Here is a 25,381-nt window from a genome sequence, read left to right on the forward strand (position 1 = left end):
TTTCGCAACTCAAAATTAGAATTATACAGGCCTTTTTTGTATATTATTTGTTCGGACAGTTATGAATTTATATAGGTTTCAATCTTCAAAAACACAAGCAAAACCTATACAAGCTTCAAAAGACAAATTTCTTCGCAACAGAATTTATCGAAAATTACGACCAAATAATATTGACTCTTGATAAAGGTCTTAAAATTGGTAAATACGATCAATGGTTAATTGGAGATTTGCCAACATTTATTTTCGCAAATGTCGTTGACCCTTGGACTATGTTCAAGATGTTCCTTACGACAATCCTAACCCTTACAACTTTATTGAAATAGATATTGTGAACAATGAAAATGGAGAAGTAACTTGGAAATGGGGTAAGCTTGAACCTAACATGGACGCCAGCTGGAAAGAATTTTCCTATAAATGCAGAGTAAAAAAAGAGAACGACCTATGGAGAATTTCTTATCTACAAGGTTTCGACTTTGAAGAAAGCACCAGAAAAGATGGGAAATTTTAACCTTAAACCATGCTTTTAAAAATGGCACTATAAAAACTAATAGCACAACATAAATTTCTTGAAGCACTAAACAATATTTATCCAAGTATTTTTATCATGAGGTGATATAAACTATTTTTCAGATTTACAATTTGAAAAAAATATGATTAAACAGTCAAACTTTTATAATTGTTATTTGTAGTAATAAAAACACATTAAAATTAGTTCTATGAAACAACTATTAAAAGCATTTTGCTTGCTCATCTCCATCCCACTTCTAGCCTGCCAACAAAATAAAAATAAATCTATCAACCAAACAGCTCCAATAAATCAGAAAGAGGCAGCGGCAACAACAAAACAGTTTAGTGATTATTGGTATAACGGTAAAGCTGAGTTAAATAGTTACGAATTAAAACAATCTCGCTACGGAGAAATGCGTGATGGAGAAGTGGTATTGGTTTTTGTAACAGAACCTTTTTCAATCAGCAAACAAGTTAAATTAGACAACCCTGATGATGCCGGAAAAGACAATATTTCTGTAATGAAATTGAACAACATCAGAAAATTCAATACAGGCATCTATGATTATTCTGTTTTAAGTTCAACTTTTACACCTATAGATTTTTACAATTATCCAAATACATTAAAATCTAATATGAGCATACAAGAGTGGTGCGGACAAACTTATACTCAACTCAATCTAAAAGGAAAAAATTACCAATATCAACAGTTTTCTTATTTTGAATCTGAAGGTGATATTGAAAAAAATATCCCTAAAGCCATGTTAGAAGATGAGTTGATGACACGCATCCGTATTAATAACGGGCAGTTGCCATTGGGGGAAATTGATATTATTTTTTCTACGCTTTATAGTCGTTTGGCCCACAAAGAATTAAAAGTGAACAAAGCTAAAATCAGCAAAACAGAATCAGAAACAGTAATAAATTACACTATTAATTACCCAAGTATAGAAAGAAAAATCACTATTGATGTTGAAAAAGCTTTCCCTTACAAAATACTTTCTTTTACAGAAGATGACGGAAGCGGATTAATTACAGAAGCTAAATTAAAAAAGACTTTAATAGAACCTTATTGGAATCAGAATAGCGTAGTTGATGAAGCTAAAAGGAAAGAGCTACAATTGATGAAATAATCATAATAAAATTATAGCACTATATTCTTTAAATTGCTTATGGTGCTAATTTTTGGTATCTAAACAAAATTATTTAACCTAGAGGATTTAGATCACCAAAACTTAAACCAGCTTTTTTTTATCCCAATTATTAAAAAATCACCCTCATCTTTTACAGGATATACAGGCAAATAATCGCCTTGCCCTTCTGCCCCTCTCCCATTTTCTAAACGGTATTGAAACCTGTGAATGGGGCAAACCAAATACCCCTTTTCGCACCAACCTTTAGATAAATCTGCACCAGCGTGAGGGCATTTTGTTGCGGTAGCATAATAACAATCATCTGTTTTAATCAAACACAGCTTTTTACTAGCAATCTCGATCAATTGAATTTCTACATCCAACAAATCACCTTTAGCAATAGATAACCATTCTAACATCCCCTATTTATTAACTTTATGGTATCTAATCATTTCTCCATAATCCATCTTTTTCGCCATCGCATCCACAGTCTGGGTCAACCTTTTTACTCGGGTAACTTCAGTTTTAGCTTCATTAATCCACCTTATAAAATAATTCTGATGAGATTTTGCCATACTGTAAAATTGGTTAATGGTTCCTTCAACATCATGTAACCAATTTTCTAAGTCATCTGGAATTTCATATTTAAAGTCTTTGTCTTCTTCTATCGTTAAACTTACTATAGCACCTTTTCTTTTACCTATTTTCTGTTGAATTTCCTTTTTTAAGGGCAAAATAAAATCACCCTCACTCATTGGGCATAAAGCTATGCCGCTAAACTCCACAGCGTCAATTTTACCTTTTACCCTAAAGCCAACTTTACAATCTGGTTTCAATTCATGAGCAACATCTGCAACAAGTGCTAAGTAAGTCCAACCCGTTTTTTCTCCCTTCTGGTCAAATTGCTCAATCATTAAATTCAATTGCATCATACTTTAAATATAAATGATAAATTTTTAAATACAGAAATCATCATTAGAAAATCCAAAAACTACTAAACAAAAAAGGAGCCTATAAATAAGCTCCTTTTTAATTCTAAAACGGTGTTTTGTTTACTTACTTAACTGCATCAACAATAGCTGCAAAAGCTTGTGGATCGTTCATTGCTAAATCAGCTAAAACTTTTCTGTTTAAACCAATATTTTTAGCAGCTACTTTTCCAATAAATTGAGAGTAAGACATTCCATGCTCACGCGTTGCAGCGTTAATACGTTGTATCCATAATCCTCTAAATTCTCTTTTCTTTACTTTTCTATCTCTGAAAGCGTATTGTAAACCCTTTTCAACAGTATTTTTCGCAACGGTATAAACCTTGCTTCTTGAACCCCAATAGCCTTTGGCTAGGTTCATGATTTTTTTTCTTCTTCTTCTCGACGCTACTGCGTTAACCGAACGTGGCATAATTTAATTGTTTTTGGTAAGAGGTGAATCCGCTACCTTGCGGAAAACTTAAACCCAATCCCTGGTTAATAATTTAGTTATTTACCGATGCAAAGCATACGTTTAACGTTTCCAGTATCACCATCAGATACATAGCTGGTTTGCGTTAAGTTACGTTTTTGCTTAGTCGATTTTTTTGTTAAGATGTGACTTTTATAAGCACCCTTCTTTTTGATTTTACCTGTTCCAGTAAGCGAAAAACGCTTTTTTGCACTAGAATTGGTTTTCATTTTTGGCATAATAATGCTTTTTAATTTAACCTGTGTATATTAATTTTTTCCCGTTTTAGGCGCTACTGTTAAGAACATACGTTTACCTTCTAATTTAGGTAATAGTTCTACTTTTCCTACGTCTTCTAAAGCTTGGGCAAATTTTAATAATAAAATTTCTCCTTGCTCCTTATAAACGATAGCTCTTCCTTTAAAGTGAACGTAAGCTCTTACTTTCTCTCCGTTCTCTAAAAAAGAAACCGCATGTTTCAATTTGAATTGAAAATCGTGATCATTGGTATTAGGACCAAACCTAATTTCCTTTATTACCGTTTGTTTCGCATTAGCTTTAATTTCTTTAAGCTTTTTCTTTTGCTCGTAAACAAACTTGTTGTAATCAACAATTTTACAAACCGGTGGATTAGCATTTGGTGAAATCTCAACTAAGTCAAGATCCATCTCTTCTGCCATTGCCAACGCTTTTTCTATTGGGTAAACTCCTTGCTCAATATCCTCGCCTACTACCCTAACTTCCCTAGCTCTAATACGTTTATTAATATTATGCGCTGGTTCTGTTATTCTTCTGCTCCTATTTGGATTTATTTTAGGTCTAATGATTGTCCTCCATTTTTAAATTTAAACTAAAATTTGTTTTTGAAGATGACTGCTAAACTCTTCAATACTCATACTCCCTTGGTCACCTTCCCCATGTTTTCTTACAGAAACCGTACCATCTTCCATCTCTTTCTCTCCAATAATCAACATAAAAGGAATCTTTTTAACTTCAGCATCCCTAATTTTACGCCCAATTTTCTCGTCGCGAAAGTCAATCAGACCGCGAATATCGGAATTATTAAGTGATTCTAAAACTTTTTTTCCATATTCTTCATATTTTTCAGAAATAGGCAAAACTATAAACTGTTCTGGGGTTAACCATAAAGGAAAATTACCTGCACAATGTTCTATCAATACCGCTACAAAACGCTCTAAAGAACCAAATGGAGCTCTATGAATCATTACTGGACGGTGTTTTTGATTATCACTTCCTGTATATTCTAATTCAAATCTTTCTGGTAAATTATAATCAACTTGGATGGTTCCTAATTGCCATTTTCTACCTAAAGCATCTTTTACCATAAAGTCTAACTTAGGACCATAAAAAGCAGCTTCTCCAGTTTCAACTACAGTAGTTAAATTTTTCTCGGCAGCAGCTTCAATAATGGCAGATTCTGCCAAATCCCAATTTTCATCAGAACCTATGTATTTTGATTTATTATCTGAATCTCTTAATGAAACTTGAGCAGTATAGTTTTCAAAACCTAAAGCCTTAAAAACATACAATACCAAATCAATTACTTTTTTAAACTCTTCTTTAACTTGGTCTGGCCTACAAAACAAATGCGCATCATCTTGCGTAAATCCTCTTACTCTGGTTAAACCATGCAACTCGCCACTTTGCTCATATCTGTAAACAGTTCCAAACTCGGCTAACCTAATAGGTAAATCTTTGTAAGAACGTGGTTTAAATTTATAAATCTCGCAATGGTGAGGGCAATTCATGGGTTTTAAGAAAAACTCCTCACCTTCATGTGGTGTTTTTATAGGCTGAAAAGAATCTGCTCCATATTTATCATAATGCCCAGAGGTAACATACAAGTCTTTATGTCCAATATGCGGAGTAATCACTTGCTCGTATCCAGCTTTTTGTTGTGCTTTAGCCAAAAAACTAACCAATCTTTCTCTCAAAGCTGTTCCCTTTGGCAACCATAACGGCAAACCCATCCCCACTTTTTCAGAAAAAGTAAAAAGTTCTAACTCCTTACCTAGTTTACGGTGATCACGTTTTTTAGCTTCCTCAATCATGTGAAGGTACTCTGTCAACTCACTTTGTTTTGGAAAAGTTACTCCATAAATACGAGTTAATTGTTTTCTGCTTTCATCACCCCTCCAATAAGCACCAGCAACATTCATCAGCTTAATGGCTTTTATAAAACTGGTGTTTGGTATATGTGGCCCACGACATAAATCAGTAAATTTACCTTGGGTATAAAACGTAATTTTACCATCTTCTAAATCTTTAATTAAATCTAATTTATACTCGTCGCCTTTTTCTTCAAAGTATTTTATAGCATCCGCCTTTGAAATAGCTTCTTTTTTAAATTCTGCTTTTGTACGGGCAAGCTCTAAAAATTTATCTTCAATTTTCTTAAAATCATCAGAAGAAAACTCCCTATCGCCAAAGTCAACATCGTAATAAAAACCAGTTTCTATGGCTGGGCCAATTCCAAATTTTGTACCTGGGTATAAAGCTTCTAAAGCTTCTGCCAGCAAATGGGCAGATGAATGCCAAAAAGTTGATTTGCCATCAACATCATTCCATGTTAATAATTTAACACTAGCATCAGCATCAATAGCCATACAAGAATCTACTACTTTGCCATCCACTACTGCTGCTAAAACATTTCTTGCTAAACCTTCCGAAATTGAAAGTGCAATTTGATGGGCATTAACCCCTTTTTCATATTCCCTAGTTGAACCATTGGGAAGTGTAATTTTAATCATCTACAATATGATTTATAGGTTGTAAAATTTTGTTAATAATACACTCATACAAATGAGTGTTTTTGTGAGGTGCAAAGGTAAAAGAAATTTGATAGAAAATGTTAAAAATTGTTCTATTCAATACAAGCATTAAGAACGGCTAAAAGTTCTATTGATAAAGGTTAAATTATAATAATTAACAAATTCTGGGCATTTTAACACGCTTTCCGCTATATCTTTTTGGCTGTCATCCTGAGCGGAGTCGAAGGAAAGCCAAAAAGGATGCCGCTGCAATCGTTAATGCAAATAATCCCACAAAAAAAGGCTGCTTTTTATCAAAACAGCCTCTACATATAAAATCAATAAATTACTTCACCGCCTTTTCTTCTATCGTAACTGCAGCAACTGCACTGGCAACCAAACCAGCGGTAGCCAAATACCCAGCAATGGAAGTGATTAATGCAGGCAAAACAATAGGGCTCGCCAACAAGGCTGTACCAATACCTCCTAATAATAACCCAGCTATTTTAATGCGTTCAAAAAAATTAGGTGATGGCGAGCTTAAACGCTTTCTAACACTCAGGCTTTTAACTGTTGTTTTCATTTTTTTCTTGTTTAGTCAGACTATTTTTAGGGCTTCCGTATCCTTCCATTCGCCATTCTAAAAAGCTAATTTTTAATTTAATCAACTCATTAGCCGATTTTGATTCTGCTTGTATCAAATGAGCAGTATGACTTAAAGAACTCACCTCTTTCTGCATACACTTAAAATCATGGTGCAGCTGCCTAATAAACCAAGCAATAACAGATAACATGATAGACAACAAACTTCCTATCAAAAGAGTAATATTGACACTAAATTCCATAATACCCTCCTTTTAAATCAGTTTCGTCAATCACCTCTATTTTTGTTCTTCCTTGTTTCAAAAGCAAAGTGCTCAAAGCCAAATAAGCATACTCGTATGCCAAAGTTGATTGGTGTACTTGATACTCTTTTGCAGTTAAAGCCCAATAATGTCCCGTCAATGGGCACCCTTTAGTGTCTTTTATCGTATTGCCAATATGGAAAAATACACTCTTAAAATTAGGAATACCAGAAATCTCAATCATGCCTTGATGTGTTTTTGGAAATCGTGGTCTATACAACGCATTCATCGAAGCGGTAACATTAAATTGAAGTTCATAAACACCAGATGGTATGCAGGTCAATCCTGCCTCCTTAACTTTACTAATTTTATCCTCCAACAAATAGCATATAAAACGGTTTTCAATATATAAATGGCTCAAGGTGCTGTTTAAGCCAGATGACACCCTGATATTCCTAACTTTTTTCATAATCTTAAATTTTAAAATAAATTAGTTTATTACTGTTTCCAAAACGGTTTCGTTACCAGGCAAATCATAAGCTTTGAAAATGATTTTAGTCCCAGTGACTTGGGAATTTGCAATTGAAGTAGTGTAATTCCATTTCACTTGGTCCGCACTTAATATCGCGTTCCCTTCTTCTATTAAATCTCCGTTGTCCGCTTCAATCACTACTTTAACTTCTACAACCCTAAAATCATCTATTACTTTTGCACTCACAACATCCCCTACTACACCTAAATAACCATTTGTGGTTGCTTGCCCTATAAATTCCGGTGCCGCCTGTGCGTCCATAAATGCCCTATTAAATGCAGATTGATTTCCCGTTGCTGATAATTCATAATCAGCTTTCAACACCGGGTCTATAATTGCACCCTTGGCATAAATTATAGCCAATTTAAACTTTTCTTGAATTGCTAATTGTGCTGCTGTAGCAATTCTATTCTTATCCAAACTCGGTCTACTAGAAACAAAGGTTCTATCACCCCTTCTTTTAAAAACCAACATTTTTCCTACTAAGCCCCTTAATCCATAAGTGACTACATTGTCTTTTGATTCTGCCATTTTTTATATTTTTTAAAGATTAAAAATTGAAGCTCCACTGCCGGCAGGCTTGCTTTGTCAATTCAAATGTATGCAGCAAACCAATCAAAAAACAACCTTTAAAACCCTCTGAAACAACTTGAAACACTTTGAACTAAATTAACCCCAATTGAACCAACCAACCAACCAACCAACCAACCAACCAACCAACCAACCAACCAACCAACCAACCAACCAACCAACCAACCAACCAACCAACCAACCAACCACAGCAGAGCCACCCAGCCAGTCCGGCCTCAGAAGGTTTGTTAATTGCACTTATAATAAGATAGCTGGCTTTCACCAGCTATCTATAACCTGGCAAAAAATTAAATATCCCACCATGCTAAACATTCTGGCCCTGTAGCTGCAATAAGCCCTCCTGCAACCGATCCAATTCCACCAAATAATCCACCAAATAATGCTCCCAAAGCAACAGCTTTGCCACATTGGCCTTTTCCAACAAAAATCTTCTCCATTTGTTCGTTTTCTAATTTTTCCATATCCTTACAGTTTAGCTCTTCAACATTAAAGAGGATATAAAGAGAAAAATTATGCATTGAAACTTCTATTCGATAAATGAATAAAAAATTATTTGCTTAGTTAACAAAAAATTAATATTTTGTTAACATTAAACTATCTACTTATGACTGGTGAAAAAATCAGAATTCAACGCGTCATCAAAGGTTACAGTCAAGAATACATGGCGTTTATGCTCAGTATCTCCCAAAGCACTTACTCTAAAATGGAAAGTGAACAGGTAGAAATAACCGTTCAAAGACTTTTTGAAGTCGCAGAAATTTTAAAGGTGGAAATTACCGCCTTACTTCCCGAATCAAAACAAGGAAACATAGTTAACCTCAATATTTTAGCTAAACTTTTTTCCTTAGTTAAAATCAAATTCCGAAAGTATATGGCAAAATCAAAATTTTCAAATGCAGCATAATTGATGAGTATAGGATAAGTATAAGATAAGTATAAGATGAGTATAGGATAATTTTGTCTTCAAATATCCCTTAACTTTATTAATACATCATATTTTATAGTTTAAACCATACTATCCGGCTGTTCGCCATGTTAGCGGAGCGCATGTCGAATTTAAAAATAAAAAGGATTTCTATTCCGCCCGCATTTATTTGTAAAATACTTTTGGAGCGGTAAATCAGCGCTCCTTCTTTTTTGATGTGCCACGCCCTTTGGAAAAGCACCTGTGCAACAAAAAAATGGTTTGGTTCTTTCCATTATGAAAGAACAGAAGAAAACAGATTTTCATTAGATAGAACCTATTTATTATTCCAATTAAGGTAATTAGATATACCAAGGCATTGTTTTTGCATTTCGTAAAATGAACACGGTAAGTAAATACTGATATGAAGTAGCTCTTCATTTTTTTTAGAAAAAGCTTTAAACTTAGCTTATGAATTGGAAAAAATTACTAATAGAAAGCACAATAGGTATAGAAAAATTTGTAGATGATTTAACATTTAAAATCCGCAAAAAATTAAAATGGAACTCTCCTGTAATCATAATGCCTTACAGAAGCTATGGCAGAAAAGATTACCTATACATTATAGGTAGAGTGTTAGAAAACAAATTGATAAAACCAGCCGAAAGCAAAGAAAGCTTAATAACAAATTTAGCCAATATGTATAAACGGTTTCAGAGTGATGAAGTGCCTGGCGTAACCATTCAAATTGATTATCACGGAGAAAAACATCAGGTTATTAGTGATGATGAAGGATACTTTAAACTTGTTTTTAAGCCTAAACATATTCCAACAGAAACAAAGCTTTATCATTTAGTTTCTTTAAAAATCATAGAAGCTCCTATTCCTTTTACGAAAGATAATTTTATTGCAGAAGTAATGGTTCCGCCTGTTGATGCAGAATTTGGCGTAATTAGCGACATTGATGATACGGTGATAAAAACATCAGCGACAAAAATTTTGGCGATGGCAAAAACAGTTTTCCTAAACAATGCGCATTCTCGCCTGCCTTTTGCAGGTGTTGCTGCATTTTACCAAGCTTTAATGTTAGGCAAAAAAGGCAAACAAAACAATCCATTCTTTTACGTTTCAAGCAGTCCATGGAATACTTACGATTTATTAAAAGAATTTTTAGACCTAAATAAAATACCCGAAGGCCCTTTACTACTCCGCGACTTTGGTTTGCAAGACAATAAGTTTTTTAGCAGTGGCCACATGGAGCATAAAACCAAAGAAATTGTTAATATATTAGAAACATACCCCAACCTAAATTTCATTTTAATTGGCGATAGCGGCCAACAAGATATTTATATCTATACAGAAATTGCGCTTAAATTTCCTGAAAGAATTTTAGCCATCTACATAAGAGATCTGGAGTTAAAGAAAACCGAGGAAAAGGTTTTAAATCAAACTGCAAAAGCTGCGGAATTAGGTATTGAAATTATTTTATCTAAAGATGCACAATTGGCATCAATACACGCTGCCAAAAAAGGTTTTATATTTTCCGAAGCAATTGAAGCCGTTAATGAAGATAAAAAACAAGATACCGGAGAATTGCCCGGAAAGGTAGAAGATGAGATGATATGATGTTGAAAATTTATATTAATATTTATACATTCCCCCAACCTGTAGCTAAAACATCTGCTAAGTGCATAGTTTTAACAGGTAATTTTTGTTCATTTATATAACTTTGTAATTGTAATAAGCAAGAAGCATCTGTAGAAATTATATATTCAGCACCAGTATCAATTGCATTCATCACTTTCTGTTCGGCCATCGCTGCAGAAATTCCATCAAACTTAACAGCAAATGTCCCTCCAAATCCACAACAAACTTCATTATCTTTCATCTCTACAAGTTCTAAACCTAAAACTTTAGAAAGCAACAACCTAGGTTCTTCTTTAATTTTACATTCTCTTAAAGCACTGCAAGAGTCATGGTAAACAGCCTTACCTAAAAGTTCAGCACCAAAATAATCCTTCTTTGCAACATGAACTAAAAACTCCGAAAGCTCATAAATATGCCCCTGTATATTTCTACATTTATTATGAATTGCGGTATTAAAAAACAAATCGTTATACGAATTCTTTACCATCCCAGTACAAGAAGCTGAAGGAGAAACGATGTAATTCTGCTCTGAAAAATCGTTCAAAAATTTAGTTCCTACTTCTTTTGCTTCATCCCAAAAACCTGCATTGTAAGCAGGTTGCCCACAACAAGTTTGTTCTGCATTATAAATCACCTTACATCCTGCCTTCTCTAATACTTTTAAGGTGTTTTTTGCTGTTTCCGGATAAAGTTGATCAACAAAACAAGGAATAAACAATTCTACATTCATATAACTATATTGAGCGGATAAAAACCAAAAGTAAAAAAATGTTAGTTTAAAATCTTATAAAAACCGATGCTATTTCATATTAATCCCATTTATTAATTTAAAGTTTGATTTTTAAAAAATAATATAAAATTTAAAAAGCTTTAAATCAGAATTTTAAAACCACTATCAACTTTGAAGGCACTTTTTTGTAAAAATAAATTTGGAGCTATTAATAAAAAGGCTACATTTGCACTCCCAACATCGAATAATCGGGATGTAGCGTAGCCCGGTATCGCGCCTGCTTTGGGAGCAGGAGGCCGCAGGTTCGAATCCTGCCATCCCGACTGAGACTCAGTCTAAATGAATGCAAAACCCTCTAAATGTCATAATTTAGAGGGTTTTTTATTTCTAATCATATCAATCAAATATTGAATCAAGCGGTAATTCAGGTGGATGTAAATTTTGAAGAGTCTGAATAAGAAGAACTCCATATATAATATTTACTGTATTGGTGTTCAAAACCCTATGATGAAGTCTTTTTAAAAAAGATAATTTATGAGCCGATTAATTCTTCTAATCGGCTCAATAAGTTTATTATATTTGAGCCAATTACTAAATTAATCGGCTCAATATGTATAACTGGCAATTCAAAAACTGGCCTCATTTCAGTTACTCGAAAGAGAAGCTACAGGAAATCTCCGTGGCTTTTGCTCAGGAATATGGGGCGGTAAACGGATTGATGACCGGTTTGGATGAAGAACTCAAACAGGAAACCTTATTGGAAATGCTGATTGAAGAGGCCATAAAAACCTCCGAAATCGAAGGCGAATACATGAGCAGAGAAGATGTGATGTCGTCCATTAAAAACAATCTTGGTATCCATAAAAATGCAGCTGTTAAAGATAAGCGGGCATCGGGTGTCGCAAAGTTAATGGTGGAGATAAACCAAAAAACAGCCGTTCCATTGACGTTGGATTTATTATGTCACTGGCACCAGATCCTGATGGAACATAACCAGAAAGTGAATCCCGGTTTGTGGCGACGTGGAGAAGAACCGATGCAGATTGTTTCTGGAGCATACGGAAGAGAGGTGGTGAATTATGAAGCACCTCCATCGGCTATTGTTCCTGCGGAGATGGAGAAGTTTATTGTATGGTATAAAAATCCTGAAATGCCTGTTAAGGACAACGTTTCTAATGCATTATTAAAATCTGCAATTGCGCACTTCCATTTTGAATCTATACATCCATTTGAAGATGGAAACGGACGGATTGGAAGAGCTTTGGCAGAATTCGCACTCAGTCAAACGTTAGGTGCGCCTGTTTTGCTTTCTTTGTCAAAAACGATTGAAAAGGACAGAAAACGCTATTATGAGGAACTGAAAACTGCGCAAAGAAGTTTGGAAATCACAGAATGGGTTAATTATTTCTCCCAAGTCATTTTAGAAGCTCAAAGGGATGCCAAAGAACTCGTCCAGTTTACCTTGAAAAAAGCGAAGTTCTTTGACCGTTACAAGAACCAGCTTAATGAGCGCCAACTAAAAGTAATCAATAGAATGCTAGAAGAAGGTATAGCAGGCTTTTTAGGTGGAATGACGGCGAAAAAATATATAGCAATCACCAAAACCTCCAAGGCAACTGCAACAAGAGATTTACAGCAACTTAATGAACTGGGTGTTTTTACTTTGGAAGGCGCTGGACGTTCTGTAAGGTATCAATTGGCTTTGTAAGTCAAATTTGTAACTCTATTAAATCTAAACAAATTTGTTTATTTTTAGATGTGCAAATCTCAATTGATAAATATAAAGGCATACACCCGGGGTTGGTATTAGAAAGAGAGCTGAAGAAAAGAAAGCTTAAAAAAGCGCCGTTTGCACTCTCTTTAAAAGAATACCCACAGACCTTAAATGAAATCACAAAAGGAAGACGTGGTATTACGCCAGCCTTGTCTCTAAAAATAGATAGAGCGCTGGAACTCGAAGAAGGAACCATGCTTGTTTTGCAGGCTTATTATGAGATAGAGAAAGAAAAATTAAAGCTAGAGAACGAAGCTAGACCAAATCTCTCCCTACTTAGAAGCGCTCTTTTTTGGGATACTGACATCGAGAAAATAAATTGGAGTAAGCAATTTAGAGCCGTTATAAAAAGAGTGTTTGAGCGAGGAAATGAAGACGAAAAAAACGAGATGATTAGATTTTACGGTATAGAAAAAGTGGAAGAGGTAATCTAAATAGATGATCCTGAAATGCTTTTGAAGAACAAAGATCAATCTTTATTGAAAATGCAATTGGAAAATCTAATGCTAATTAAAATTGCATCTTCAAAATACAATCACTAAATTTGAATCAATAGATACTAAACTTAATGTGAGTAAAACAGTGAGTAGTTATCGTAATACTCATTTAACTTATTGATATATAAATATTTGCGGAAGGATTTAAACGTCCTGCCATCCCGACTGAGACTCAGTCTAAATGAATGCAAAACCCTCTAAATGTCATAATTTAGAGGGTTTTCTTTTTTTTAACAGTCTATCTTAGTAAATCATAATCTACGGCTCAAAAGTATATATCTCTAATCAATAGAGCCCAATCCCATTTGTTATCTCCATATCCTAAAACACATTAATTAAAAAAAATATTTACGAGAAAGCGCATAAAAAGCTGTGACCTTCGTCATTCTTTATCTTTTGCATTTCACCTAAATTTATATACGTGGGAAAATCTTATAAATCTTAATATATCCAATTCACCATTCCGTTTAAGGAAAAATTAAACTAAGAAACAAAGCAACAAAACCGGTTAAACCTTCAAATTTATAAGTGATTTAATATGAAGGTGTAAATAAAATCAAAAGAATTGGCTAAGGTGACTGGTATGCCGCTTTAGAATGGGACGATGATAAGCTGTTATTTTTATCAAAAAGAATTTCAAAATTATTGATAAGTAAATCACTCAATCTTAAGGAAATTGAATGCTAATAGAAAAAAAAGAGGGCTTAAAATCTATCAGCTGCCCATTTAAATCACTTAATAAACAATTAAATAAAAATTATGGAAACTACAGAACAAAAACAATTATCTGCTGAATTGCAGGAACTTTACCTTGAAAACAAGGAGTGGTTTTCTGAAATTTTATTTCTGGAAGACGAAATGCGCTTTTTTAGGAAATTGTTTGATAAGGTGATTACTTTGTCTGTCCAAGAAAACAAGATTGGAGAACTTCATCCCGTTAATAAAAGTCTAACCGAACTCAATGAAAAAAGACAAGCACTTAAAACGCTCATTATTAAACATCAACACGATTTAGAATCATTAATTAAAGATGAGTTAAAAACAAATGGGATAGATTTATTGAATGATAATGCGCAAATTATCAAAACTATAAAAGCCTTATTTGCAGAAGAGAAAGTAGTGCGTAAAAACTTATATGTTTTAACCGAAAAAGTATTTGAAGATGAGCATAAAGGCCATTTGCTTAGCAACTAATTTCTGATGAGGAATCCAAGAATATGCTATATGCTTACTCTTTTGTTAAGCAGTTTTACATTAATTGGTTGCGGACAGCCTGTGGTAAAAGAAAAATCAGGATATGATGTGCAGGAAAATTGGGATCAGAGTATAAAAGGGAGTTTTAGCAAACAAACAGAACTTGCATTTGATAGTCTAGAAATTGAACATTTTTTTAACATTTATCCTCAAATTAATGAGGTAAAAAAGGATGTTTATACATTTTATAGCGGTAGAGCGTATAATTATGCATGGTTTGAAAACGGAAAAACAATAGAACAAGCCGGCAACTTATATAATAGAATCATCAATTTAGAAGAGGAAGGGATTTATGAAACTATTCCTTATCGCAAGGATTTAGATTCCTTATTTTATTCGGTAACTGAATATCAGAAGAAGCCAAACATTTTACTGGAGCTGATGCTCACTGCTCAATATTTCGCATTTTCTAAACTTAGTTGGGAAGGAATGGATCAATCTGTGAGCGAATCTTTGAAATGGCATCTCCCACGTAAAAAAGTAAATTATGAGTATTATTTGGATAGTCTCTTAAAATACAAAGACTTAAACACTAAGGAACCGGTTTATAGGCAATACGCTTTATTGAAAGATTATCTGAAAAAATATAAAGCCTTAGATCGCTTATCTAATTGGAATACCATTAAAGTTTCTGCGACACTAAATCAAGGAGATACTTCCAAAACAATTACTGAAATTAAAGGCAGACTTTATTTATTAGAAGATTATAAAGGAGATACTACCAATGCAGTTTTTGATGAAGGGCTTTTTAAAGCTATTAAAGGTTTTCAAAAGAGAAATGGTTTAAGTATTGATGGTAAAATAGGCCCCGAAACTATACATACACTAAACATTCCTTTAAGAAGTAGGATTAGGCAAATTATTGTAAATATGGAAAGAAACAGGTGGTTGCCTGTTGCTGCCTTTAAAGATGTGCTTGCTGTTAATATTCCAGATTTTAAGTTACATGTTTTTCATGCCGATACCCTTTTATGGAGTTGTAATGTGGTGGTTGGGCAAAGCAGCCATCCCACTACGGTGTTTTATGGTGAAGTAAAATATGTGGTTTTTAGACCTTATTGGAATATCCCCGAAAGTATTGTGAGAAATGAAATACTTCAAAATATCAGAAGCAATTCTGATTATATAGCTACCCATGATATGGAAATTACTGGTTATAAAAATGGTTTACCCATTATACGACAAAAACCTGGTGCCAATAATTCTTTAGGGTTGGTGAAATTTCTTTTTCCAAATAGCTATAACACTTACCTACACGATACTCCAGCTAAATCATTGTTTGGAGAAACTTCCAGAGCTTTTAGCCATGGTTGCATCCGAGTGGAAGAACCCATAAAACTCGCTAATTTCCTACTCCGTAATGATGCCGCTTGGACACCTGAAAAAATAAATTCGGCCATGAAAAGCGGAGGTGAAACTTATGTAACTTTAAAGAATAAAGTACCTGTGTTTATTGCTTATTTTACTGCATTTGTTGGGCAAGATGAAAAGTTGAATTTCAGAAAAGATATTTATGATTTGGATGAAAATTTAGCGGATATGCTTTTAGAAGATTCAAAGAAAGACTAAAAATAGCTTTACCCATATTAATTGATAAGCCAAATGGAACTAAACAATTTTGACGTACAAGGACTAAATAACGAAGCCGTAAATGAGTCTAGGTTAAAACATGGCGCCAACAGTTTATCGTTTAAAAAGGAAAACGGATTTATTGATGCCTTAAAAGGATTGGCAAAAGAACCCATGGTGATTTTGTTGCTGGTTACCTCTGGTATTTACTTTATTAGTGGGCAACCTGGCGATGGTATTTTTTTGGCCGCAGCAATTGTATTAGTAGCAGGAATTTCGCTATACCAAGACTCCAGAAGCCGAAATGCGCTCGAAAAACTGAAAGACTATTCGCAACCGAAATGTAAAGTAATTAGAAACGGAAAAATTATAGAAATAAAAAGTGAAGACTTAGTAGTTGGTGATAGCCTAATGGTTGAGGAAGGAACGTCCATCACAGCAGATGGCATCATTGTTCATTCTAACGATTTTTCAGTAAACGAAAGTATTCTTACCGGCGAATCTTTATCGGTTTACAAAGATAAATCCTCAACAGATCATTTAATTTTTCATGGTACAACAGTTGCCAGTGGTTTGGCCATTGCTACCATTACAGCAATTGGCAACCAAACTAGGTTAGGAAAAATCGGCGAAAGCTTGGATAAAATAACCGAAGAGAAAACACCTTTAGAACTACAAATAAACAATTTTGTTAAAAAAATGGTGATTGTTGGCGCCATCGTTTTCTTAGTTGTTTGGGGAATTAATTACTTCAATTCTAAAAATATCTTAGACAGCTTACTCAAAGCATTAACGTTGGCCATGAGCATTCTGCCAGAAGAAATCCCGGTAGCTTTCACCACTTTTATGGCTTTAGGTTCTTGGCGATTAATGAAATTGGGAATTGTGGTTAAGCAGATGAAAACCGTTGAAACGTTGGGTAGCGCTTCGGTAATTTGTACGGATAAAACTGGAACCATCACTCAAAACAAAATGGCTTTGGCTAAGCTTTTTGTGTTGGAGACCAATCAAATTAAAAATACAGATGAATTAGAACAGCCTGATAAAGCATTGATAAGAATGGCGATGTGGGCAAGCGAACCTATTCCATTTGACCCGATGGAGATTGCTTTGCACACAGCTTATTCGCAATCTGCGGAAAATGAAGAAAGGAAGTCATATAAAATGATTCATGAGTATCCCCTATCTGGAAAGCCGCCTATGATGACCCATTTATTTGAAAATGAAAATGGAGAAAGAATTATTGCAACAAAGGGTGCTCCAGAAGCTATCATCGCCGTAAGTACACTAAATGAAGATGAAAAAAAACAAATTAACGATGCCATCAAACAGTTAGCTAAAGAAGGATACAGAGTGCTTGGCGTAGCCGAATCTTTATTTAAAGGTATCGATTTTCCTGCCACCCAACAGGAGTTCAAATTCGCATTTAAAGGTTTAGTTGCTTTTTACGATCCTCCTAAAGAAAACATCAATAAAGTATTACAAGACTTTTATCAAGCCGGCATTGCAGTGAAAATTGTTACCGGAGATAATGAACTAACCACTGCTGCCATCGCTCATCAAATTGGTTTTAAAAATGCAGATAAATGTATTAACGGCGAAGACCTGATGAAAATGGATGAAGCAGCATTGAATAAATGCGTGAAAGAAACCAGCATTTTTACCCGTATGTTTCCCGAAGCCAAATTAAAAATCATCAATGCATTGAAGGCCCAACAAGAAATAGTAGCCATGACAGGCGATGGCGTTAACGACGGCCCTGCACTTAAGGCGGCACATATTGGTGTTGCAATGGGTAAAAAAGGAACGGAATTAGCTAAACAAGCTGCATCTTTAATTTTATTGGAGGATGACTTATCAAAAATGGTTGATGCAGTTGCCATGGGCAGGCGCATTTATACTAATTTGAAAAAAGCCATACAATACATTATTTCCATCCACATCCCTATTGTATTAACCGTATCTATCCCCTTAGCTTTAGGATGGATTTATCCTAATATATTTTCACCAGTACATATCATCTTTTTGGAACTGATTATGGGACCAACCTGTTCTATCATTTATGAAAATGAACCCATGGAAAAAAATACCATGCTGCAAAAACCCCGACCTTTTAGCACCACTTTTTTCAATTGGAAAGAATTAGCAATCAGTATCATCCAAGGTATAGCAATTACAGCAGGAACTTTATTTATTTACCAATATTCTGTTTATCAATTGTTTAATGAAGCACAAACAAGAACCATGGTATTTACTGTTTTAATAGCAGCAAATATTTTTTTAACGCTTGTAAACCGATCTTTTTATTATTCGATATTTACCACCATTCATTATAAAAATAACCTGCTCTTATTTATTATTGCGCTTACTGTGGGCATAACAGCAGCATTACTATTCTTCCCGCCTTTTACAAGGTTCTTTGAATTTCAAACGCTTCATCTCTCACAGTTACTTTACTGTATAGGCGTAGGTTTTATATCTGTTATTTGGTTCGAACTCTTAAAAATTAAACCTTTGAAAAGATAAACCTTTGAAAGAAATAGCGGCTAAATGCAAAGAAATAACCTATTTAATTTAACATTGCTAAGGTGTGAATAATGTAACTTATTCCTAATGTTGTGTAATACTAACCACTTATAATAGCTCAACTTTACTATCTATTGATAAACTGATATAATTGCTATTAAAGTGATGATTATCAAAATCCGAATTCAATGATGATAGAAGTTAAAAAGCATGGCGTCTTGCTTAGTAAAAGAAACATTGGTTTTGAGTGTGATGGCGTATTAAATCCTGCTGTTATAAAACACAATGAGCATATCTATTTATTTTATAGGGCTGTAGGTAAAAACAATTATTCTACCATAGGCTATTGCAAATTAAAAGACCCTTTAAATATTGAAGAGCAATATGACATGCCTATCTTATTTCCTCAGTTCGATTATGAATCGCATGGTATTGAGGATCCTAGGATTGTAAAAATAGATGATTTGTTCTACCTCACTTATACGGCTTATGATGGTAAAAATGCTTTGGGTGCACTTGCCGTTTCTAAAGATTTAAAACATTTTGAGAAACTAGGAATAATAGTTCCACAGATAGCTTATGAGGAGTTTAAGCACCTTACAGAAGCTAAAGGAGTGCTCAACGCAAAATACCTTCGTTACAATAATCAAACATATCATGTGGCAGGAAAAGGGCGAAAAGCATTGATATGGGATAAAAATCTAGTATTTTTTCCGAGAAAGATTAATGGCAAATTATTTTTTCTGCATCGTATTAAACCCGATATTCAATTAGCTTCTTTTACTAGTTTAGATGAACTTACGCCCTCTTTCTGGCAGCATTACTTTCTTCATTTAGAAGAACATATTGTGCTTTCACCAAGTTGCAAGCATGAGATAAGTTATATAGGAGGAGGTTGCCCGCCAATAGAAACAAAACAGGGCTGGCTGCTTATTTACCATGCCGTGTATGACACCGTTAACGGTTATGTATATACTGCAGCAGCAGCATTACTTGATTTAAACAACCCTTTGATAGAAATTGCCCGCTTGCCTTATCCACTTTTTAAACCTGATTTAGAATGGGAAATGAATGGTGAAGTAAACAACGTTTGCTTCCCAACGGGTACGGTAGTAATTGATGATACCATTTATATTTACTACGGTGCTGCTGATGAGCAAATTGCTTGTGCATCAGTAAAAATTTCAGCATTGGTAGAAGAACTAATGCTTAACAAAAAACATTATGACAACTAACACCTTACCAGAAATTTTGGTCTTAACAACATTTCCACCAAGAGAATGTGGTATCGCAACTTATTCGCAAGATTTAGTAAAAGCCTTAAACAATAAGTTTGAGAAATCATTTAGGTTGCAAATTTGTGCGCTAGAATCTGATCATGAAAAACATTCTTATTCTGATGAGGTAAAATATACTTTAAATACAGATAAAGCGGAAGCCTACGGAAAATTAGCTAAAGAAATACAACAAAATGATGCTGTAAAAATAGTTTTAATACAGCATGAATTTGGGCTTTTTGAAAAAACAGAAAGCAATTTTATAGCGTTTTTGGAGGCTGTAAAAAAACCTATTATACTTGTTTTTCATACTGTACTTCCGCAGCCCAATGCAAGTTTTAAGCTAAGAGTAAAACAATTAGCAAGCGCATCCCAAAGCATAGTGGTGATGACTAATACATCAGCATCTATTCTTATTAAAGATTACGGAATTCCTAAAAACAAAATCAACGTTATTGCTCATGGCACACACTTGGTACCGCACTCAAAAAAGCAGTCTTTAAAAGAAAACTATAAGTACAGTGGTAAAATGGTGTTGTCCACTTTCGGGCTATTAAGCTCTGGTAAAAACATTGAAACTACTTTAAAGGCCTTACCACAAATCATCAAGAAATATCCAAATGTTTTATTCTTAATTATTGGTAAAACCCACCCATTGGTAAAAAAAGTAGAAGGTGAAAAATACAGAAATTCTTTAGAGACCATTGTAGATGAACTTAAGCTTAAAAACCATGTAGAATTTATTAATTACTTTTTACCACTACCCATTTTATTGGAGTATTTACAACTTACAGATGTTTATTTATTTACCTCAAAAGACCCTAACCAGGCAGTAAGTGGAACATTTTCTTATGCAATTAGCTGCGGTTGCCCAGTAGTTTCAACACCTATTCCACATGCCATTGAGGTATTAGAAGATGACGCAGGAATCATCATTGAATTTGAAAATGCAGATATGTTAAGTAATGCGGTCATTAGCTTATTAGATGATGAAAACTTAAGGTTAGAAATAGGATCTAAAGGTTTACACCTAATGGCATCTACCGCTTGGGAAAACTCGGCAATTGCGCATGCGCTATTATTTGAGCAAATAGAAAACGGAAAACTGTCACTTCATTACAAGATTCCGGATATTAATTTAGATCATATCCAGAAGTTAACTACTCCTTTCGGTATGATACAGTTTTCTAAAATTAACCAACCAGATATTAAAACGGGCTATACTTTAGATGATAATGCCCGGGCAATGGTTGCTATGTGTCAACATTTTGAGTTGAGCCATGATGAGGCCGATCTAAAGTACATTCGTATCTATTTTAACTTTATAAAATACTGCCAGCAAGCTGAAGGAGATTTCCTTAACTATATAGATGAAGAAACAAAATTTACCTCGCAAAATGAGGAGGTAAATTTAGAAGATTCAAACGGAAGAGCAATTTGGGCATTAGGACACCTCATCTCTATTGGAGATTTGTTACCAGAAGACTTGAGAAAGGATGCCGATATGGTTTTACAAAAATCAATGTCGGGGGTAAATAAAATTCACTCTACCAGAGCTATGGCATTTATTATTAAGGGCTTATATTATGCCTACGGCAAAAACCAATTGGCGCTGCATATTTACGTTATTAAAGAATTTGCCGATAGGTTGGTACAAATGTATAGGCATGAAGATAAAGAAAATTGGCATTGGTACGAAAGATACCTTACCTATGGTAATAGCATTATCCCTGAGGCCATGTTATGTGCTTGGTTAGTGGTGGGCGACCCAGTTTACAAAAATATTGCAAAAAAATCTTTCGACTTTTTGATTTCCAAAACATTTACTAAAAGCAGAATTAAAGTAATTTCTAACCAAGGCTGGTTATATAAAGACAGTAGCCAAATAAACCGCAAAGTAGGTGGCGAACAGCCTATAGATATTGCTTACACAATTATGGCATTAAAAAAGTTTTACCAAGAGTTTAATGATGAGGATTATAGAAAGAAAATTACACTTTCTTTTGATTGGTTTTTAGGCAACAATCATTTAAACCAAATTATATATAACCCTTGTACTGGAGGTTGTTATGATGGTTTGGAAGAACATAATGTAAACCTTAATCAAGGGGCAGAGTCAACTGTGAGTTACTTAATGGCTAGGTTAACTTTAGAGAAGTTAAGGTTAGCAGAAAAAAAGGTGAGGTTATTTGATCATCAAGAATTTGGGTTAAGTGATAAAGATGTTATTGAAACATATAACGAATCCCTTTATAGCATTTAGATATAAGGAAAATCTAAAAAAAAATCGTTGATTTAATCATAATCAACGATTTTATTAATCGGAAACTAAGCCAAAATTAAAAACAATAAATCACGCACATTTCTCTCTCATAAATTCTACGAAATGCTTTTCCAATAATTGTAAGTTATCTTTTATGTCTTCCTCATTTGTTTGGTTTAATGCCCAAAGTTACAGTGTGGTTATTATCTCCAAGAGAGGCTCTACTGCTGCTTCATATTATGCAATATAAAGATGTCGCCATTGCCTTCATAGCTTTCACCATATACTTCATCTTTTGCACTTTCTAGCTTTCAGTTGAGGTTTTCTAAAGTATCTATTGTTATATGTTTGACCCAAAGCCAAAAAGATTTTTTGCATGGCGATGATTTATCTGAGTAACAATTTCACTTTGTAGTGAAGCCTTTCTCTAAATCAAACAAAGCCACCTAATAAATGGCTTTGTTGTTGTTTTTAGTGGGTAATTAAGTTACCGTAATAGTTTTGAAGATTAGCTTTATAGCTTTCGCTCACATCTTTATCCGGATTATAGTCTGGGCTGTTTTTACTTGCGCTTCCGCAGCCTTAACCAATACTGAAGAATCATTCCATGCTACCTCTTTTATCAAATATGGCGCTATCAGCAATTTTTTCCTGAGAACCAATTACCAGTATCTACCAATATATAATCAATTCCCAGTTGTTATCGTTAAACTCTTAAACCTAATTAAAGTATATGTGATTGTTGTCACTATTTTAACTTATGGCTATGTTATTGATTCATTTGATCAAATCACCAGAGAATTTATTTTTTCTAATCATCAACATTAATCCATACAAAAAGCAGTCAACCCATTATGAAGTTATACATCAGAAATATGGTATGCATCCGGTGCAAAATGATTGTGGAACAAGAGCTTAAACGGCTTTTTTTGCATGGCATTATTGTAGAACTTGGCGAAATAGAAATATTAGAGAATGCCACAGCGGTTCAGTTAGATGAATTGAATACTGCTTTACTTAAGTACGGTTTAGAATTAATGGATTGCAGGAAAAGCATCCTGATAGAAAAAATAAAAAAAGTTATCGTAGAAATGGTACATTACATTGATGATCCAGAAAAAATCAACTTTTCAAATTACCTCAGTAAAAAACTAAACCATAACTATACTTATTTGGCTAACTTGTTTTCTGAAACCGTTGGAGTCACAATAGAGCAATATATCATTAGCCACAAAATTGAGCGTGTTAAAGAGCTGTTAGTTTACAATGAACTTTCGCTTACCGAAATTTCTTACAAAATGCATTACAGTAGCGTAGCTCATTTATCAAATCAATTCAAAAAAACCACAGGTTTAACACCTTCTTACTTCAAAAAGTTGGGTACACACAGATTTGAAGGAATTGTAAATCCTTAGGTGAAAATTCCAAATAACCTGCCCCGTATAAGGTATGAATTTTGTAAGTTATCGATAGAATTTTGTAACGGTTTAAACTAGAGAATTGGGATTTTTGTAATTACATAAAGGAGTAACATCATCTAAGAAATTATCATTAAGCCCATTAAAAATGTCCATCATTTCAAGTGTACGCGACTTCCTAGACGAAACTGGTCAAATATCCAGATTTGCTGGTCGCTTTTTTTCTCATGGTCTTAAGCCGAAGTTTGAGATTAAAGAGCTTTTGGCGCAATGTTACGTCATTGGATATAAGTCTTTCCCTTTAGTTGGACTTACAGGTTTTATAATGGGGCTAGTGCTTACCATGCAACTTCGACCTTCTTTGGTAAAATTATGGTGTACAATCTGAGTTACCGGTTATGGTTGGCATAGCTATCGTAAGAGAAATAGGTCCAATTATTACAGCGCTCATATTTGCAGGCAAAATAGCGAGTAGCATAGGTGCCGAACTGGGATCAATGAAAGTGACAGAACAAATTGATTCCATGGAAGTAAGCGGAACCAACCCGTTTAAATATTTGGTTGCTACCCGTGTAATTGCTACAAGTTTAATGCTTCCGTTGCTTACGCTTCTTGCAGATGCCATTGCTCTATTTGGTGCTTACGTTGGTGTAAATATTAAATCGGTAACCAATATTAAATTCTTTTTTATACAAGTTTTTGAAAGTTTAAGCTATAGTGATATTGTACCAGCAGTAATTAAAACCATATTTTTTGGCTTTGCAGTTGGCATTATTGGCTGTTATAAGGGTTTCAATTCTACCAAGGGCACTCAAGGCGTTGGTAAATCGGCAAATTCTGCAGTTGTACTTTCATCTGTACTCATTTTTGTTTTGGATTTATTAACCGTTCAACTCACCAATTTACTCGGTTTTAACTAAAAGCGATGGAAACGAAACCGAACACAAATGAAATAATCGAACCTGCAAAAGACAAGTCGGTTATTGTAATGAAAAATCTTTATAAAGCCTTTGGTGAGAACAAGATTTTAGAAGATTTTTCGCTAAGCGTTCAAAAAGAAGAAAGTGTGGTGGTATTGGGAAAATCTGGTGCAGGAAAATCAGTACTGATTAAATGCATTATTGGGCTTTTAAAACCAGACAGTGGAAGCATAGAAGTGCTTGGCAAAGAAGTTACAGGATTAGATGAAGACGGATTAGCAGAGGCTCGAAAAAAAATTGGTTTTCTGTTTCAGGCTAACGCAATCTATGATTCTATGACGATTAGAGAGAATTTAGAATTTCCACTGCGCAGACATTGGACAGATTTGGACGAGCCGAAAGTACTAAAAATGGTAGAGGAAGCACTCGAAAGTGTGGGGCTTGAGCATACCTTGGATATGATGCCAGCAGAACTATCTGGCGGAATGTTAAAACGGGTGGCATTAGCTAGAACGCTAATTTTGAAGCCCGAAATTATACTTTATGACGAACCAACAACGGGTCTAGATCCAATTACTTCCAAAGAAATTGATCAGCTCATACTTACCCTACAGAAGAAGCTAAAAACATCGTCCATCATCATTTCTCACGATATGAGCTGTGTAAAAACAATTGCTGACCGTGTAGTTATTTTACTAGATGGTAAGTGCTATGCAGAAGGCACTTATGAAGAATTAGAAAGTTCGGAAGATCCGAAAATCAATCAATTTTTTCAATAATTAT

General features: G+C 34.3%; 27 protein-coding genes and 1 tRNA gene. 16 read left to right on the plus strand and 12 right to left on the minus strand.

Features of this window, described 5'->3' with window-relative positions; all coding sequences use genetic code 11:
- Positions 1-262: 262 nt before the first annotated feature.
- Entirely contained in the window at positions 263-508 is a 246-nt protein-coding gene (locus ACFSSE_RS11610) for a hypothetical protein (RefSeq protein WP_379042549.1), read from the plus strand.
- Between the two features lie 208 nt (positions 509-716).
- Positions 717-1,640, plus strand: coding sequence for a hypothetical protein (locus tag ACFSSE_RS11615; protein WP_379042546.1), 924 nt, complete (start codon positions 717-719; stop codon positions 1,638-1,640).
- A 92-nt stretch (positions 1,641-1,732) separates the two neighbouring features.
- On the opposite strand, the gene ACFSSE_RS11620 is transcribed toward ACFSSE_RS11615, so the two are convergent.
- From ACFSSE_RS11620 to ACFSSE_RS11675, 11 genes are all read right to left on the minus strand, one after another.
- Positions 1,733-2,059 (minus strand): Rieske (2Fe-2S) protein, encoded by a 327-nt coding sequence (locus tag ACFSSE_RS11620; protein WP_379042543.1) that lies wholly within the window; start codon positions 2,057-2,059, stop codon positions 1,733-1,735.
- 3 nt (positions 2,060-2,062) lie between these two features.
- Positions 2,063-2,572 (minus strand): YdeI/OmpD-associated family protein, encoded by a 510-nt coding sequence (locus ACFSSE_RS11625; RefSeq protein WP_379042540.1) that lies wholly within the window; start codon positions 2,570-2,572, stop codon positions 2,063-2,065.
- Positions 2,573-2,696: 124 nt separating this feature from the next.
- Entirely contained in the window at positions 2,697-3,041 is a 345-nt protein-coding gene (gene rplT, locus ACFSSE_RS11630) for a 50S ribosomal protein L20 (protein WP_379042537.1), read from the minus strand.
- A 77-nt stretch (positions 3,042-3,118) separates the two neighbouring features.
- Positions 3,119-3,319, minus strand: a complete 201-nt coding sequence (gene rpmI, locus ACFSSE_RS11635; protein ID WP_379042534.1) for a 50S ribosomal protein L35 — start codon at positions 3,317-3,319, stop codon at positions 3,119-3,121.
- 30 nt (positions 3,320-3,349) lie between these two features.
- Positions 3,350-3,892, minus strand: coding sequence for a translation initiation factor IF-3 (gene infC / locus ACFSSE_RS11640; RefSeq protein WP_379042555.1), 543 nt, complete (start codon positions 3,890-3,892; stop codon positions 3,350-3,352).
- A 33-nt stretch (positions 3,893-3,925) separates the two neighbouring features.
- Positions 3,926-5,851, minus strand: coding sequence for a threonine--tRNA ligase (gene thrS / locus ACFSSE_RS11645; RefSeq protein ID WP_379042531.1), 1,926 nt, complete (start codon positions 5,849-5,851; stop codon positions 3,926-3,928).
- Positions 5,852-6,197: 346 nt separating this feature from the next.
- Positions 6,198-6,434 (minus strand): hypothetical protein, encoded by a 237-nt coding sequence (locus ACFSSE_RS11650; RefSeq protein WP_379042528.1) that lies wholly within the window; start codon positions 6,432-6,434, stop codon positions 6,198-6,200.
- Positions 6,418-6,696, minus strand: coding sequence for a hypothetical protein (locus ACFSSE_RS11655; protein ID WP_379042525.1), 279 nt, complete (start codon positions 6,694-6,696; stop codon positions 6,418-6,420). Before ACFSSE_RS11655 ends, ACFSSE_RS11650 begins: the two co-directional genes overlap by 17 nt.
- Positions 6,686-7,165 (minus strand): DUF5675 family protein, encoded by a 480-nt coding sequence (locus ACFSSE_RS11660; RefSeq protein ID WP_379042522.1) that lies wholly within the window; start codon positions 7,163-7,165, stop codon positions 6,686-6,688. Before ACFSSE_RS11660 ends, ACFSSE_RS11655 begins: the two co-directional genes overlap by 11 nt.
- A gap of 21 nt (positions 7,166-7,186) precedes the next feature.
- Positions 7,187-7,759, minus strand: coding sequence for a hypothetical protein (locus ACFSSE_RS11665; protein ID WP_379042519.1), 573 nt, complete (start codon positions 7,757-7,759; stop codon positions 7,187-7,189).
- 347 nt (positions 7,760-8,106) lie between these two features.
- On the minus strand, positions 8,107-8,280 hold the full coding sequence (locus tag ACFSSE_RS11675; RefSeq protein WP_379100918.1) for a hypothetical protein: 174 nt from the start codon (positions 8,278-8,280) through the stop codon (positions 8,107-8,109).
- Positions 8,281-8,423: 143 nt separating this feature from the next.
- On the opposite strand from ACFSSE_RS11675, the gene ACFSSE_RS11680 reads away from it, so the two are divergent.
- Together ACFSSE_RS11680 and ACFSSE_RS11685 are read left to right on the plus strand one after the other, a co-directional pair.
- Positions 8,424-8,723, plus strand: coding sequence for a helix-turn-helix domain-containing protein (locus ACFSSE_RS11680; protein ID WP_379042513.1), 300 nt, complete (start codon positions 8,424-8,426; stop codon positions 8,721-8,723).
- Positions 8,724-9,194: 471 nt separating this feature from the next.
- On the plus strand, positions 9,195-10,349 hold the full coding sequence (locus tag ACFSSE_RS11685) for an App1 family protein (protein WP_379042510.1): 1,155 nt from the start codon (positions 9,195-9,197) through the stop codon (positions 10,347-10,349).
- Positions 10,350-10,371: 22 nt separating this feature from the next.
- Here ACFSSE_RS11685 and ACFSSE_RS11690 read toward each other — a convergent pair whose 3' ends face one another.
- Positions 10,372-11,100 (minus strand): (Fe-S)-binding protein, encoded by a 729-nt coding sequence (locus ACFSSE_RS11690; RefSeq protein ID WP_379042507.1) that lies wholly within the window; start codon positions 11,098-11,100, stop codon positions 10,372-10,374.
- A gap of 249 nt (positions 11,101-11,349) precedes the next feature.
- On the opposite strand from ACFSSE_RS11690, the gene ACFSSE_RS11695 reads away from it, so the two are divergent.
- The 12 genes from ACFSSE_RS11695 to ACFSSE_RS11750 all read left to right on the plus strand — a co-directional run bounded on the left by ACFSSE_RS11695 (position 11,350) and on the right by ACFSSE_RS11750 (position 25,377).
- Positions 11,350-11,423 (plus strand) — tRNA-Pro (locus ACFSSE_RS11695).
- 287 nt (positions 11,424-11,710) lie between these two features.
- Entirely contained in the window at positions 11,711-12,808 is a 1,098-nt protein-coding gene (locus ACFSSE_RS11700) for a Fic family protein (protein ID WP_379042504.1), read from the plus strand.
- 50 nt (positions 12,809-12,858) lie between these two features.
- Entirely contained in the window at positions 12,859-13,308 is a 450-nt protein-coding gene (locus ACFSSE_RS11705; protein WP_379100921.1) for a helix-turn-helix transcriptional regulator, read from the plus strand.
- An 822-nt stretch (positions 13,309-14,130) separates the two neighbouring features.
- Positions 14,131-14,565, plus strand: a complete 435-nt coding sequence (locus tag ACFSSE_RS11710) for a hypothetical protein (RefSeq protein ID WP_379042492.1) — start codon at positions 14,131-14,133, stop codon at positions 14,563-14,565.
- A 30-nt stretch (positions 14,566-14,595) separates the two neighbouring features.
- Positions 14,596-16,194 (plus strand): L,D-transpeptidase family protein, encoded by a 1,599-nt coding sequence (locus ACFSSE_RS11715; RefSeq protein ID WP_379100924.1) that lies wholly within the window; start codon positions 14,596-14,598, stop codon positions 16,192-16,194.
- Positions 16,195-16,227: 33 nt separating this feature from the next.
- Positions 16,228-18,720 (plus strand): cation-translocating P-type ATPase, encoded by a 2,493-nt coding sequence (locus ACFSSE_RS11720; RefSeq protein WP_379042486.1) that lies wholly within the window; start codon positions 16,228-16,230, stop codon positions 18,718-18,720.
- A gap of 188 nt (positions 18,721-18,908) precedes the next feature.
- Entirely contained in the window at positions 18,909-19,955 is a 1,047-nt protein-coding gene (locus ACFSSE_RS11725; RefSeq protein WP_379042483.1) for a glycoside hydrolase family 130 protein, read from the plus strand.
- Positions 19,945-22,260 (plus strand): glycosyltransferase, encoded by a 2,316-nt coding sequence (locus tag ACFSSE_RS11730; RefSeq protein WP_379042480.1) that lies wholly within the window; start codon positions 19,945-19,947, stop codon positions 22,258-22,260. The genes ACFSSE_RS11725 and ACFSSE_RS11730 overlap by 11 nt, the downstream gene beginning before the upstream one ends.
- Before the next feature lie 854 nt (positions 22,261-23,114).
- Positions 23,115-23,675 (plus strand): helix-turn-helix domain-containing protein, encoded by a 561-nt coding sequence (locus ACFSSE_RS11735; RefSeq protein WP_379042477.1) that lies wholly within the window; start codon positions 23,115-23,117, stop codon positions 23,673-23,675.
- Between the two features lie 151 nt (positions 23,676-23,826).
- Entirely contained in the window at positions 23,827-24,066 is a 240-nt protein-coding gene (locus tag ACFSSE_RS11740; RefSeq protein WP_379042474.1) for an ABC transporter permease, read from the plus strand.
- 10 nt (positions 24,067-24,076) lie between these two features.
- Complete coding sequence (locus ACFSSE_RS11745) at positions 24,077-24,598, plus strand: MlaE family ABC transporter permease (protein ID WP_379042471.1); 522 nt, start codon at positions 24,077-24,079, stop codon at positions 24,596-24,598.
- 5 nt (positions 24,599-24,603) lie between these two features.
- On the plus strand, positions 24,604-25,377 hold the full coding sequence (locus ACFSSE_RS11750) for an ABC transporter ATP-binding protein (protein ID WP_379042469.1): 774 nt from the start codon (positions 24,604-24,606) through the stop codon (positions 25,375-25,377).
- Positions 25,378-25,381: the final 4 nt, after the last annotated feature.

Source organism: Pedobacter alpinus (assembly GCF_042684645.1).
In the GTDB taxonomy this organism is placed as follows: domain Bacteria; phylum Bacteroidota; class Bacteroidia; order Sphingobacteriales; family Sphingobacteriaceae; genus Pseudopedobacter; species Pseudopedobacter alpinus.

Excerpts from the sequence above, each read along its gene's own strand:
- ACFSSE_RS11615 (WP_379042546.1), top strand. The coding sequence starts at position 717 with ATGAAACAACTATTAAAAGCATTTTGCTTGCTCATCTCCATCCCACTT.
- ACFSSE_RS11620 (WP_379042543.1), bottom strand. The coding sequence starts at position 2,059 with ATGTTAGAATGGTTATCTATTGCTAAAGGTGATTTGTTGGATGTAGAA.
- ACFSSE_RS11625 (WP_379042540.1), bottom strand. The coding sequence starts at position 2,572 with ATGATGCAATTGAATTTAATGATTGAGCAATTTGACCAGAAGGGAGAA.
- rplT (WP_379042537.1), bottom strand. The coding sequence starts at position 3,041 with ATGCCACGTTCGGTTAACGCAGTAGCGTCGAGAAGAAGAAGAAAAAAA.
- rpmI (WP_379042534.1), bottom strand. The coding sequence starts at position 3,319 with ATGCCAAAAATGAAAACCAATTCTAGTGCAAAAAAGCGTTTTTCGCTT.
- thrS (WP_379042531.1), bottom strand. The coding sequence starts at position 5,851 with ATGATTAAAATTACACTTCCCAATGGTTCAACTAGGGAATATGAAAAA.
- ACFSSE_RS11650 (WP_379042528.1), bottom strand. The coding sequence starts at position 6,434 with ATGAAAACAACAGTTAAAAGCCTGAGTGTTAGAAAGCGTTTAAGCTCG.
- ACFSSE_RS11655 (WP_379042525.1), bottom strand. The coding sequence starts at position 6,696 with ATGGAATTTAGTGTCAATATTACTCTTTTGATAGGAAGTTTGTTGTCT.
- ACFSSE_RS11660 (WP_379042522.1), bottom strand. The coding sequence starts at position 7,165 with ATGAAAAAAGTTAGGAATATCAGGGTGTCATCTGGCTTAAACAGCACC.
- ACFSSE_RS11665 (WP_379042519.1), bottom strand. The coding sequence starts at position 7,759 with ATGGCAGAATCAAAAGACAATGTAGTCACTTATGGATTAAGGGGCTTA.
- ACFSSE_RS11675 (WP_379100918.1), bottom strand. The coding sequence starts at position 8,280 with ATGGAAAAATTAGAAAACGAACAAATGGAGAAGATTTTTGTTGGAAAA.
- ACFSSE_RS11680 (WP_379042513.1), top strand. The coding sequence starts at position 8,424 with ATGACTGGTGAAAAAATCAGAATTCAACGCGTCATCAAAGGTTACAGT.
- ACFSSE_RS11685 (WP_379042510.1), top strand. The coding sequence starts at position 9,195 with ATGAATTGGAAAAAATTACTAATAGAAAGCACAATAGGTATAGAAAAA.
- ACFSSE_RS11690 (WP_379042507.1), bottom strand. The coding sequence starts at position 11,100 with ATGAATGTAGAATTGTTTATTCCTTGTTTTGTTGATCAACTTTATCCG.
- ACFSSE_RS11700 (WP_379042504.1), top strand. The coding sequence starts at position 11,711 with ATGTATAACTGGCAATTCAAAAACTGGCCTCATTTCAGTTACTCGAAA.
- ACFSSE_RS11710 (WP_379042492.1), top strand. The coding sequence starts at position 14,131 with ATGGAAACTACAGAACAAAAACAATTATCTGCTGAATTGCAGGAACTT.
- ACFSSE_RS11715 (WP_379100924.1), top strand. The coding sequence starts at position 14,596 with ATGCTTACTCTTTTGTTAAGCAGTTTTACATTAATTGGTTGCGGACAG.
- ACFSSE_RS11720 (WP_379042486.1), top strand. The coding sequence starts at position 16,228 with ATGGAACTAAACAATTTTGACGTACAAGGACTAAATAACGAAGCCGTA.
- ACFSSE_RS11725 (WP_379042483.1), top strand. The coding sequence starts at position 18,909 with ATGATGATAGAAGTTAAAAAGCATGGCGTCTTGCTTAGTAAAAGAAAC.
- ACFSSE_RS11730 (WP_379042480.1), top strand. The coding sequence starts at position 19,945 with ATGACAACTAACACCTTACCAGAAATTTTGGTCTTAACAACATTTCCA.
- ACFSSE_RS11735 (WP_379042477.1), top strand. The coding sequence starts at position 23,115 with ATGAAGTTATACATCAGAAATATGGTATGCATCCGGTGCAAAATGATT.
- ACFSSE_RS11740 (WP_379042474.1), top strand. The coding sequence starts at position 23,827 with ATGTCCATCATTTCAAGTGTACGCGACTTCCTAGACGAAACTGGTCAA.
- ACFSSE_RS11745 (WP_379042471.1), top strand. The coding sequence starts at position 24,077 with ATGGTTGGCATAGCTATCGTAAGAGAAATAGGTCCAATTATTACAGCG.
- ACFSSE_RS11750 (WP_379042469.1), top strand. The coding sequence starts at position 24,604 with ATGGAAACGAAACCGAACACAAATGAAATAATCGAACCTGCAAAAGAC.